Genomic DNA, 12,437 nt, shown 5'->3' on the forward strand with positions numbered 1-12,437 from the left:
ATATTAATTCTTTACTTTTTTAATCAATTCTTAATGCGTCTACGGGTTTCATTTTTGTAGCACTATTTGCAGGAATTAACCCCGCTAACAATCCTGAAACTACTAATATAAATAAGGCTATAAATACAACAGACATACTCACACTTGGATTAGCGAAGTTTTCTACGGGTCCGTCGTTATTATCTAATATATAATTCATTAACCAAATAATTCCTGCAGCGAAAGATATTCCTACCATTCCAGAAGCTATTGTTAAAATTAAACTCTCTTGTAATATTTGCGATTTAATCATCCAAGGGGTTGCTCCTAAAGCACGACGTACACCAATTTCTTTAGTACGTTCCTTAACTACAATTAACATGATGTTACTAATACCTATAATACCAGACATTAAGACTAAAGCCCCCACAAAATACCCGACAAATCCTAAAATAGAAAACAATCCATTTACACGTCCAAAGGCTTCAGATAAATCGAAATTACCAATAGCTCTATCATCATCCGGATGAATTTTATGTCTGGCTTTTATAATTTCGAAAATTTTAGGTTTTATATCTGTAATACTAATTCCGTCTTGACCAGTAATAGCCATCCAACCAACATTATCGCCACTATTAAATGCTTGCCCAAATGAGGTAAATGGAACAAAAATAGTATTTGCATCTTCTTCTTGATCGCCTTGAGAATTACTCGCTTTAAACGTACCAATAACCATAAAATTAACACCACTAATCTTGATATACGTTCCTAACGGATCTTCACCTTTATCATACAATCCCTTAACCACATCTGTACCAATAACACAAGATTTTCGGTTGGTATTTATATCGGAATAACTTATAAAACGACCACTGGTAATATCCATAGGTTGTTGCTTTATATATTCTGGGTAATCTCCATTTACCTGAAAGGCACCTGTTTTCATACCTCGAGTTACATTATTATCTCCGCTATAACCTCCTAATTGCATTCTTGGCGACACATATTTAAGTTCTGGAATTTGTTTTAAAGCTTCTACATCTCCTAATTTATAATTAAAGAGTCTTCCTTTAGGTAAACCTTTATAAGAAATAGAGGTTTGCTGAGTCCACATAAACATAGAATTTGTTGCAAAGTTTCCAAAATCTGCAGTGACTCCGTTTTTTAATCCGTTTGTTAAGGCCAATAACAACACTAGAATTGTAATTCCCCAAAAGACACCAAAAGCGGTTAACAAGGTTCTAAACTTGTTTGCACTTAAGGCTTCTAATATTTCGTCCCATCTGTCTTTACTAAACATATTATTCGTCTCTTAAAGCTATTATTGGTTTTATTTGTGCTGCACGATACGCAGGAAAAAATCCTGCTAAAGCACCTGCAAACACCAAAATAAAAACGGTTGTTATGGCTGTAGCAAAATCTACTTGAGGATATTTTATAAAATCACTTTCTATTAAAGGGCCAACAACTTCTAGTAAACCTAACCCGAGAATTAATCCGAATAATCCAGAAAACATGGTTACAAAAACCGATTCCTGAAGAATCATTCCTACAATAGACATAGGCTGTGCACCTAAAGCTTTTCGTATTCCTATTTCTTTAGTCCGTTCTTTTACAATAATTAGCATAATGTTTCCAACTCCTACAACACCTGCAATGATGGTACCAATACCAACAAACCAAAATACCGCAGAAATAGTAGCAATTAGTGAATAGATTTTTTTAGCCTCTTCCATAGTATTGTACACCCTAATTGCACTTGTATCGTCTGGAGAGACAATCTGTTGTTCTCTTAGATTGGTTAAAATATCTCCGGCAAGTGCTGCAGATTCCAAAGCTGCCTTATTATAATCGTCCGACATCTTGATAGTAAACATCATGTTTCTTATTGAATCTGCTCCATTAAAAGAACGTTGAGCAGAAGATAAAGGTAAAAACACTTTACTCTCGTCCCGCTCTCCTCCTGGATCGAAAAACACACCTACAACTTTGTAACTAATGCCGTAAATAGTCACTTCTTTATTAATAGGATCTTCATCTTTAAATAAATCCTTTTTTACACGATTTCCAATAACAGCAACTTTCTTTGCTCCCACTACATCTGAATGATTAATAAACCGTCCCTGACCAATATCTGCGTTTTCTATAAACTGATTTCCTGGTAGAATACCTTGAATACGATAACTTCCTGATTCATTTTTATAATTTACTAATCCGCCCCAAATGGTATAAAAAGATGATTTATGTTCAATATAACTGTCGTACTTTTTAGAAAGCATATTGAAATCTTTATTTTTAAACTGAATATCTCGCCCCGGATTTAAGCCTTTATAGCCTTTAGTTGTAGTTCCTGGCCAAATGCTAATTAGGTTAGAAGCATCCCGTTCAAATTGAGACGTTACGCCGTTTTGAATCCCTCTACTGAAACCTAATAAAATAACTAAAATAAATATACCCGAAGCCACAGAAAGTCCAGTAAGAAATGTTCTTAGCCTGTTTTTTCTGAGTGTTTCAAAAATTTCTTGCCAGCGTTCTATATCAAACATTTGCTATAGCTCTAACTTGTTCAACTTTGGTGTCGTTTATAATTAAGCCATCTTTTAAATTCACAATACGTTTTGTCATTTGTGCAATATCAGGCTCGTGTGTTACAATTAGAATGGTTTTTCCTTCTTCATTAATGCCTTGAATAAGGTCCATAACTTCGTAAGATGTTTTAGTATCTAGTGCTCCGGTAGGCTCATCGGCTAAAAGTACTTTAGGATCACTTGCTAATGCTCTTGCAATGGCAACACGTTGTTTTTGCCCTCCAGACATTTCGCTTGGCAAATGGTGAGACCAATCTGCTAATCCTACTTTTTCTAAATAATGGGCTGCTTTTTCTATACGTTCTTTTCGCTTTAATCCTTGATAATATAAAGGCATAGCAACATTATCTAGAGCCGATTTATAGTTGATTAAGTTGAAGGATTGAAAGATGAATCCTAAGAATTTATTACGGTAGTTTGCTGCAATCTTTTCATTAAGATCTTTTATAGGAAAGCCATCTAGAGTATAGCTACCAGAATCTGCTTCGTCTAACATTCCTAAAATATTAAGCAATGTAGATTTTCCAGATCCGGACGATCCCATTATAGAAACAAGCTCGCCTTCTTTTACATTAAAATTAATTCCTTTAAGCACATGAAGCGAATTTGCCCCCATGTGGTAAGATTTATGTAAATCATTAATTTCAATCATATTAGGCAGCTTAATAGTTCTAATTTTATAAAATCTTAGTTGTTATACTAAAGAATTGTTAAGCCTTTTGCATAAACTACTAATATTAAGACTACTTAATATACAAATTGTTACAATAAAAATAAAATTATTTTGTTTCTCTGAAGAATTTCAGATAAATCGCATAAGCAATACCTCCAACTAAAATATATGGAATAGCCATTAAATACACAATACCGTCGTTAATACCTTTTGCTGCACCTTGCCCATCTTCTGTTTCTAAGACGGCACGACACATCGCACATTGTGCCTCTGCAGGCAAACTAACAACAAAGATTAAGACAACTAATAAAAGATATGCTTTTTTCATTAGAAATTATAATATGGAGAGATTAATAGATATACAACAACACCAGTTATAGCGACATATAACCATAGTGGAAATGTAATTTTAGCAATTTTTCTATGACGAACAATGTCGTTTGTTATTCCGCGTACGTAAGTTATTAAAACAAAAGGAATAACAACAATAGACAGTATAATATGTGTAATTAATATAAAATAATAGATGTATTTTATAGCACCCTCTCCTCCAAATTTGGTAGAATCACTAGTCATGTGATAAGCGACATACATAACCAAGAATAATACAGAAAGTGTTATGGCTATTTTCATTAATAACTCATGTCTTTTTACATTCTTCTTTTTAATCGCTAAGAAAGCTAAAATTAAAACTACGGCAGTTAATGCATTTGTAGCAGCATAAATTGGAGGTAAAAAACCTAAAGGTTCTACATTTGGAATTCTAACACCAAATAAAATGGCTACTGCAATAGGTATTATAATAGATAAAGCAACAATCCATTTATTGTATTTCGCTGCTTTTTCTGTATTTACTACGTATTCTGAATTATTCATTTAAAAGCTTTTTAATATCTTCTTTAAGCATGCTTATTTCTTCTTCTTCCCCATCATCGTCATACTTTTCTGCTTCAGTAATAGTACCTCTATAATAAATTTTAGGGTTACCATATTGATCTGCACGCGATCTAATAAAACCATTCTTGTCTATAAGAGCAAAGTTTCCAGAATGTTCGAAACCACCAGCCACTGCATCATTTTCTGCAGCATATAAATTGAAACCTAGATTTGCTAGTCTATATATCGCTTCTCTATCTCCTGTCATTAAATTCCAATTCGGATTAGTAATACCATATTTTTCAGCATAAGCTTTTAAAACTTCTGGCGTATCGTGACTTGGGTTTATAGAGAATGAAGCCATTCCTAATCCATCTATAGATTTAAAACGATCTTGAATTTGAACTAAATTTTGACTCATAATTGGACAAATAGTAGGACACGTGGTGAAGAAAAATTCTACGATATAAACTTTACCTAAATAATCTTTATTTGTAATTGTTTTTCCATCCTGATTTGTAAAACTAAATTCTGGTACTTTTTTAGCTTCACCATCAATTTCTAAAAACATTAATTTGTCTTTATTGGAAAAATTATTATCAGGCATATTGCTTATTCTATCACTTCGTGAAACGTCATCGTTTTTAATACGATCTACAATTTTCGGAACAAATAAAATTCCGAATACTAAAATAATAAAGGCAATACCTATGTACGAATAATTTGTTTTACTACTCATTTGCTCCTTTTAAATCGTTAGCTCTTCTTGATGTTGAATCGAAATTACCTTTACGTTTCTGACGGTATTCGGTAAATAAAATTCTAACATCTTCACTCATTTTATTTTTTAAATCTGCTACTTTAATAGCATCGTAAGACGATTTTGAATATACTGCAGATTGCTTTGCCAATTCATTATCTGTGCGATCATCCAATCTACCTCTTACATTTAATTCCTTATCTACAATGTAAACATTATCTGTTGCTAATGTTACATCTAATTGGTCTGGGACATTTAAACTCTTATGAATGGCCTTAATAGCATTTGGAGGTCCGAAAACAAAATGCCAATATTTAAGTTCATCATATTTCATTAATTCGTCTTTCATCTCTTTAGCAACTGCCTCTGTACCTATAGGTAAAAGTATAACTATTTGAAATGTTTTAAACCCCTTAAAATTATCGTAGATTAATTCTTTTAAGTTTGAAGCTGCAGTTTGTTTAACTAAAGGACTCGTTCCAAAAAAGCCAACGACAGTAAGATGATTGTCTAGAATAATATTATCGCCTGTATCTGAGGAAAACCCATTAATATCTGCAACATTATGACTTAAAATATCTAATGTATTATAATTATGTTTTGCCGGATATAAGAACAATAAAAAGGTAACGGGAAGGAAAAACAAGATAATTAAAACGGCGTATCTTTTTATTAATTTAGCATTCATAAATGAGGCTTTTGAGCAAAACTTGAAATCAAATTTTAAATATGGTGCAAAAATAAAAAAGACGGTTTAATAAACCGCCTTAATACTTTGTTTTAACACTTATAGTGTATTAAAAATCGTGTGTGATATAACCTGATGAATATACACTTTCTATATAACCTCCTTCTGTTAATAAAACAAAAGATAAATAACTAATTAAAAAGATTGCAGTCCAAACAACGGCATTTCTTAATCCCGCTTTCTCGTCTCTCATGTGCATGAAATCCCATGTAATATAATAAGCCTTAACAATAGTTAAAATAATGAAAATCCAGTTTAAAACTTTCATTCCAGCTATGTGACCCATTAAAATATCTGGTTTGTAAATCCCTAAAACAACTTCAATAGCTGTAATAACAGATAACAAAATTAATACACCCCAGATTTTATCTGTATTGGACTTAAATTTAAGTGTCCCTCTAAATATCTCTAATTTTTGTGCGTGTGCCATTTTCTAAAAATTATTTCTTAAAATTAAACAAGGTAGAAGAATGTAAATACAAATACCCAAACTAAATCTACAAAGTGCCAGTAAAGACCAACTTTTTCGACCATTTCGTAACTTTTTCTTCTTTCGTATGTTCCTACAAGAACATTAAAGAAAATAATAATATTTAAAACAATCCCAGATAATACGTGAAAACCGTGAAATCCTGTAATAAAGAAAAAGAAATCTGCGAAAATAGGTTTCCCATATTCGTTTACTTCAAGATTAGCACCTTGAACGACTAATTGACCGTTAGATTTTAATTGCTTGATAGATTCGGCTCTAGACAAAAGAGTTTTTTGTCCGTTTTCGTTCAATACCTCTGTTCTTATTAATATGTTTTCATTAGCTTCAAAACCTTTTACAACCTCATTAACAGAAAAAGGAGGAAGAGAACCTTCGCTTGTAAACCAAAGTCCGTTTTTCTTTTCGTGTTGAGCACGATCTGAATGGTCTGCAATAGCAAAATCACTAATAGCTACACGATGTCCTTCTGCATTTACAAATTGAAGTAAATTACCCGAGCGTGTTTGTACAGCTCCATATTCACCTTTAATAAATGTATTCCATTCCCAAGCTTGAGAGCCTACGAAAATAAGACCACCTATAATGGTTAAAAACATGTAGATTGTTACTTTTTGTTTGTTTAAATGATGTCCTGCATCTACGGCAAGTACCATTGTAACAGACGACATAATTAAAACAAATGTCATGAAAGCAACATAGATCATTGGTAAATCCTGACCATGCATGAATGGAACGTGTGTAAACACTTCATCTGCGATTGGCCATGAATCAATAAATTTAAATCTTGAAAAGCCATAGGCTGCTAAGAAGCCAGAAAAGGTTAAGGCATCGGATACGATGAAAAACCACATCATCATTTTTCCGTAACTTGCATCTAGAGGTTCTTTACCTCCACCCCAAGCTTTTCCTTCGGTTCCAGTATTTACAACTGTATTATTCATATTAATTATTCAGTTTTATGATTAGTCAAAAATATACAAATTATTTATTTAAAGAAATATAAAAACAAAAAGAGGTAAAGCCATAGAAAATCTACGAAATGCCAGAATGTCGCGGCAAGTTCAAAACCAAGCATTTTCGCAGGACTGTACTTTTGTTTAAAATGATTATAAATTACAACGATTAAACAAATTAACCCAACAATTACGTGCAAAATATGCATTATAGCAATAACATACACATAAGACATGGTAATATTACTTGTAGGACCAGTAAAATAATAGCCCGATTCTATAATGGCTTTAAAGCCTGAAAATTGATTAAAAATAAATGCAATTCCCAATCCTAAAGTTACCAATAAAAGTATGGTTGTTGCTTGTCTGTTTCCTTTTTGTAATGCTTTTTTAGCAAAATAGAAGGTCGCACTACTAATTAATATTAGAATAGTACTTACTAAAAATGCATTAGGAAGCTGAAAATCTGTTAACCAATCTGGTCTATTACTACTTACAATAAAAGCACTAGTCCATCCAGCAAAAGTCATGATTAAGGAAATAATTCCAAACCAAAGCATAAGCTTTTTAGCTCTGTATGTTTTTTCTTGTAAAGTACCTTGCGTTAAATCCATGTTATCTTAAAAATTTATCTAGCACATATATTATTTGAATTAGCGTAATGTAAGATACACTGGCTAACATTAATTGTTTTGCTGCTAAGGCTGTCATCTTCTTAAAAAGAAGAATAGCGTAATATAACATTACTAATCCAAAAAGGAATACTAATACAGCTGCAAATGGTGTTAAAAATAATTTACCTGTAACTCCAAATGCGGGTATAATAGAAACAAGTATAGTCCATACGGTGTACATTATAATCTGTACAGCTGTACCTTTATCTCTTTTACCTGTAGGTAACATAAAAAACCCACCTTTTTTATAATCGTCGAATAAAAACCAACCTATCGCCCAAAAGTGAGGAAATTGCCAAAAAAACTGCCACATAAATAGCACTCCGGGCTCTATACCAAAACTATTAGTTGCAGCAACCCAACCTAACATAAAAGGTATGGCTCCTGGAATGGCTCCTACAAAAACGGACAAAGGTGTCTTAGTTTTTAAGGGCGTGTACACACAAGCGTAAATAAATATAGAAACAGCTCCAAACATTGCTGTTTTAGGATTTATTATATATAATACAATAACACCTAGCAAAGTAAATATTGAAGCGATTATAAATGCTGTATTCACAGACATTCTACCTGCTGGAACAGGTCTATCTTTAGTGCGATCCATTAAAACATCTAAATCCTTCTCGATAATTTGATTGAATGAATTAGAAGCTCCAACCATAAAATAACCACCAACAGCGAGTAAAATTAAGGTTTTTATATCTACAGTATCAATTCCAAGCAAATATCCAGTTAATGAAGAAAACACCACACTTATAGATAAGCGCATTTTGGTGATCTCTTTAAAATCTGATATTAATGAATGTGTCTTTACAGACGTTTGTGTACTACTCAAGGTGTCGATTACTTATCGCTTTAATTAATTTAAAGTGCGCAAATATACTTTGAAAAGTTAATTCTACAAATCAAAATACCAATTAAATAGATCACTGCGCAAACCTACATTAAACCAAACCGTATTACTTTTGGTTACAGAAGTGGTTTCTACCTCTGGACTAAAATTACGATAACTAATACTTGTAAATAATTTTAAATTGGTAGATGGATTAACTAAATACCCTACTTGTAGGTCTGCATTTACAGATTTAGTTTTTATACCCTGACCAATTTTAACATTAGAATCAAAAGGTCTATCGTTATAATCTTTATAAATATTACCTCCATAACTGTAACTATCCTCGTCTGTATCGTAATCTAAACCTCTAATTCCTAATATTAATTTAGCATCTGCAGACCAACGTTTATAATTATAGCGTCCTATTAAAATTAATTCTTTAAAATTACTACCCCATAAATGCGCCATAGATTGGTTATAGTTTCCGTAATTTAAAGTTATGGTATTATGAGAATACGTATAAGGACGTACCTGATTATATTCTGCCTGAAGCATTAAATTATCTACATTAAAGGCATTGTAATATTTGTATCCTAACTGAAATCCATATTTGTTTTTCCAACTTTTATCTCCTCCAGTAACATCATCTAAAGAAAATTCGTCTAAAATAAACTGACCATATAAATTCATATCATCGTTCAATTTATATTTTAAAGTTAATCCTAGAAGTGCATTTCCTGCACCCTGACCTGTTTCAAATTCTACAGCTCTTAAAAATATTATGGGATTTAAATAATTAACATCAAACCCTCTATCGTTTGTATTTCTCCAAACAACAGACTCGAATAACCCAATATTTAAGCGTTTAGTTACATTTAAACTTAAATAATGATTAGACATATATTTAGTTAAATAGGTTTTATCTTCTACAACATCGTCCCTAACATCCTTTAACCATAACCATGTACTTGTGTATTTTAACTTCCAAAAAGATACATTTAATTTTAAAAAAGGAGAAGGAGCAGCGACATCACTAAGTAATAATGAACGGTACCCATCTCCAATAAAGTTTTTACCATGTCCGAACTGAACATTTAAAAACTTACTCGGAGAGTACGACATATAAGCTTCTGCAACCGGATAATCGTAAGCATCGTCATTATATGCTTTAGCAATACCTCGTCCTGGTATTATTGCTGGATCAGGTCCCCAAGCCTTTAAACTTTCTGCATAAGTATTATAATACTGGGCAAACCGACCTTGACTTTCGTAAAATGAGGTAGAGAAACTAAAGTTCTTTCCTAATCCACCTTGAAAAGAAACTCCTCTGGTATTATTATAAGTATAATTAAAATCTGCTTCAGTATCTTTTCCTAATTCTAAATCGAATATAGGATCTGCGATAAACCAATAGTTTTTACCTTCTACTTCTACCAAATGCTCATTCCAAACTTTTCTCCCTAACCATGTTGAAACGTCTTTTTTATTACTAAGCTCTTCAGCCTCAAAATCGTAATATTTCTCTACATCTGTATACATAAACGGCTTAGAACCGGTATGACTATTAGCTCCAACTTGATTCATGCTACGATCGAACTTCGCGTAATAACTATGATTAAATGGAATATTTAAAGTGCTTTTGAATTGTTTTTTAGTATGCAACTTAACCGACTTACTAATACTATCTAATTCGTTTTTAACACTATTTTCTATAGGGCTAATAGAAGAAACGGCCGCTGTAGATTTAGATTGCTCTTGATAAGCTTTTAACGGAATTGATATTGTAACAGAATATTGTTTAAAAACGGGATTACCATTATATAACGCGGCTTGTACTTGAGGAAGCAAAGCAAACACACGTTTAGCTTCGGTTTGAAGTGATTGATAAACAGTATCTGTATATAACACTTTAAAAACACCTGCTTTATCTACTTCAAAAAGCACCACAAGATCTCCTTTATACTTATCGTTAAGAACATCTTCAGGCATTTTAAAGGTATTATAAACAAAATTATAAACCGTTTTATCGAAACAAGATTGAAGATCTTCGAAGGCAGAAGCTTCACAGGTTTTAAAAACCGGTGGTTTCTGGTTAAAATTTTGTTCTAATTGTGATGTTTGTGCATACTGCAACATAGGAAATGTAATCAATAGCAATACAATTAATGATTTCATATAAAAATAACAGCTGATAATTAAAGGGCGAAAGGTACTATTTTTTTAAAGACTCTAAAATTAAAAAGTTATGTTAAAAAAGGGCAAAAAAAATCCCGATACAAAATGTATCGGGATTTACTATATAGTAACAATATTTACTTTAATCCTGTACTTGGAATACAATTGGAAGTGAGTAAGGCACAATTACTGCTTTACCACGTTGCATACCTGGCTTCATTTTTGGTAATTTATTAATTACACGTGCAGCCTCTTGTTCTAATTTAGGGTGTGGTGCTCTAGCACGTACACCTGTAATATTTCCGCTTTTATCAATTTTGAAAATCACGTTAATACGTTGTCTTCCCGTTAATCCTAATTCTCCAGCTAAATCTGTGTCGAAATTTTTACCAACAAATTTTGATATTTTTTCTGACATACATTTTTTCTTTGCTGCGTTGTTTCCTTTTTCACAACCAGGAAACACAGGTACGTTTTCAATAATAGAGAAAGGAACCTCAACATCTTCATCAACTTCTTCGATTTCGATATCTTCTACCTCAGCAATTTCTTCTTCCTGACTAGTTTCTGTAGACTCAATTACAGTTTCTTCAACCTCAACCTCATCTTCTACAACTTCAATAACTTCTGGAGCAGCAGGTGGTGGTGGTGGTGGTGGTGGTGTATTTAGTTGTTCAGTAATTGGAACTTCTTCGTCCATTTCTTGATCCATACTTACCATACCAATATCGATAGCTTCTTTATCGTAGGTTTTAAAATTGATAGCAAAATTAGTTAAGGCTAACATTATTGCTAAACCAATTGCAAAGTACAAAGCACTGTTACGGGAAACATTTGCTTTAGGGTTTTTCTTAGGTTCCATAATATATTGTTTTCAGGATTGCTAAAATAACCATTTATTTGGCAAAAAAGCAAACGTTTATATTTATTTATATTCAATTTTATTCTTAATCACTAAGATTAAGAGCATTATAATTACACCAGCACTGTTCGCTAAGATGTCTAACACATCAAATTCTCTAGTTTCTGTAAAATTCCCTTGCAGGTATTCTATTAATATTCCGAAACTTATCGATAATAGTCCAGAACTAAAGAGTGATTTTGTTTGCGACCACTTATAACCGTAATGAAATACGATATACCAAACTAATGCTAGCAAACAGTATGCCAAAAAATGAAATACCTTATCACTATTCTTCGGGCTCCCTGCTGTAATGCTGTTTAAATTAATTAAACTCACCGTTGCTAAGGCAAAAGTATAAAGAAAAGCTGCGGGTATTAGTATGCGTTTTTTAAGCACCAATTAATGCTTTATAATCTGCATCAGACAATAACGTATCTAATTCTGCAGGATTACTAAACTTTAATTTAATCATCCAACCGTCTCTATATGGATCAGAATTTACAACTTCTGGCTCATCTTCTAAACGTTCGTTAAATTCAATAATTTCACCAGACAAAGGTAAAAACAAGTCTGAAACTGTTTTAACTGCTTCAACCGTTCCAAAAACCTCTTCAATATTCAATGTTTCGTCTACTGTTTCTACTTCTACATAAACAATATCACCTAATTCGCTTTGTGCGAAATCTGTAATACCTACTGTAGCGACATCACCTTCTATTTTAACCCACTCGTGGTCTTTAGTGTACTTTAATTCTGATGGAATATTCATATAAAATTTT

15 protein-coding genes are annotated in these 12,437 nt (G+C 32.4%); all 15 read right to left on the reverse strand.

Going from position 1 to position 12,437, the window contains the following annotated elements; translation table 11 throughout:
- Positions 1-19: 19 nt before the first annotated feature.
- Positions 20-1,279: an ABC transporter permease gene (locus tag GQR95_RS03635; RefSeq protein WP_159021870.1), complete on the reverse strand. Its 1,260-nt coding sequence runs from the start codon at positions 1,277-1,279 to the stop codon at positions 20-22.
- A 1-nt stretch (position 1,280) separates the two neighbouring features.
- A complete protein-coding gene (locus tag GQR95_RS03640) occupies positions 1,281-2,525 on the reverse strand; it encodes an ABC transporter permease (protein WP_159021871.1) in 1,245 nt (414 codons plus the stop codon).
- Positions 2,518-3,219: an ABC transporter ATP-binding protein gene (locus GQR95_RS03645; protein WP_159021872.1), complete on the reverse strand. Its 702-nt coding sequence runs from the start codon at positions 3,217-3,219 to the stop codon at positions 2,518-2,520. Before GQR95_RS03645 ends, GQR95_RS03640 begins: the two co-directional genes overlap by 8 nt.
- 127 nt (positions 3,220-3,346) lie before the next feature.
- Positions 3,347-3,568 carry a hypothetical protein gene (locus tag GQR95_RS03650; protein ID WP_159021873.1) on the reverse strand — a complete coding sequence of 74 codons (222 nt, stop codon included), beginning with the start codon at positions 3,566-3,568 and terminating at the stop codon, positions 3,347-3,349.
- Complete coding sequence (locus GQR95_RS03655) at positions 3,568-4,116, reverse strand: DUF420 domain-containing protein (protein WP_159021874.1); 549 nt, start codon at positions 4,114-4,116, stop codon at positions 3,568-3,570. Before GQR95_RS03655 ends, GQR95_RS03650 begins: the two co-directional genes overlap by 1 nt.
- The gene (locus GQR95_RS03660; RefSeq protein ID WP_159021875.1) at positions 4,109-4,855 is read right to left on the reverse strand and encodes an SCO family protein; all 747 of its coding nucleotides are present in this window, start codon (positions 4,853-4,855) and stop codon (positions 4,109-4,111) included. Before GQR95_RS03660 ends, GQR95_RS03655 begins: the two co-directional genes overlap by 8 nt.
- A complete protein-coding gene (locus tag GQR95_RS03665; RefSeq protein ID WP_159021876.1) occupies positions 4,848-5,564 on the reverse strand; it encodes a hypothetical protein in 717 nt (238 codons plus the stop codon). The genes GQR95_RS03660 and GQR95_RS03665 overlap by 8 nt, the downstream gene beginning before the upstream one ends.
- Positions 5,565-5,673: 109 nt before the next feature.
- Positions 5,674-6,054, reverse strand: a complete 381-nt coding sequence (locus tag GQR95_RS03670) for a cytochrome C oxidase subunit IV family protein (RefSeq protein WP_159021877.1) — start codon at positions 6,052-6,054, stop codon at positions 5,674-5,676.
- 23 nt (positions 6,055-6,077) lie between these two features.
- Positions 6,078-7,058 (reverse strand): cytochrome c oxidase subunit 3, encoded by a 981-nt coding sequence (locus tag GQR95_RS03675; protein WP_159021878.1) that lies wholly within the window; start codon positions 7,056-7,058, stop codon positions 6,078-6,080.
- A 44-nt stretch (positions 7,059-7,102) separates the two neighbouring features.
- Positions 7,103-7,684 (reverse strand): cytochrome c oxidase subunit 3, encoded by a 582-nt coding sequence (locus GQR95_RS03680; RefSeq protein WP_159021879.1) that lies wholly within the window; start codon positions 7,682-7,684, stop codon positions 7,103-7,105.
- Between the two features lies 1 nt (position 7,685).
- Positions 7,686-8,579, reverse strand: coding sequence for a heme o synthase (gene cyoE / locus GQR95_RS03685; RefSeq protein ID WP_159021880.1), 894 nt, complete (start codon positions 8,577-8,579; stop codon positions 7,686-7,688).
- 63 nt (positions 8,580-8,642) lie between these two features.
- A complete protein-coding gene (locus tag GQR95_RS03690) occupies positions 8,643-10,754 on the reverse strand; it encodes a gliding motility protein RemB (RefSeq protein WP_159021881.1) in 2,112 nt (703 codons plus the stop codon).
- 142 nt (positions 10,755-10,896) lie between these two features.
- The gene (locus GQR95_RS03695; protein ID WP_159021882.1) at positions 10,897-11,616 is read right to left on the reverse strand and encodes an energy transducer TonB; all 720 of its coding nucleotides are present in this window, start codon (positions 11,614-11,616) and stop codon (positions 10,897-10,899) included.
- Between the two features lie 63 nt (positions 11,617-11,679).
- On the reverse strand, positions 11,680-12,054 hold the full coding sequence (locus tag GQR95_RS03700) for a VanZ family protein (protein WP_159021883.1): 375 nt from the start codon (positions 12,052-12,054) through the stop codon (positions 11,680-11,682).
- Entirely contained in the window at positions 12,047-12,427 is a 381-nt protein-coding gene (gcvH, locus tag GQR95_RS03705; RefSeq protein ID WP_159021884.1) for a glycine cleavage system protein GcvH, read from the reverse strand. The genes GQR95_RS03700 and gcvH overlap by 8 nt, the downstream gene beginning before the upstream one ends.
- Between the last annotated feature and the right edge of the window lie 10 nt (positions 12,428-12,437).

The sequence above is a fragment of the Formosa sp. L2A11 genome, from assembly GCF_009796865.1.
Lineage (GTDB): Bacteria > Bacteroidota > Bacteroidia > Flavobacteriales > Flavobacteriaceae > Formosa.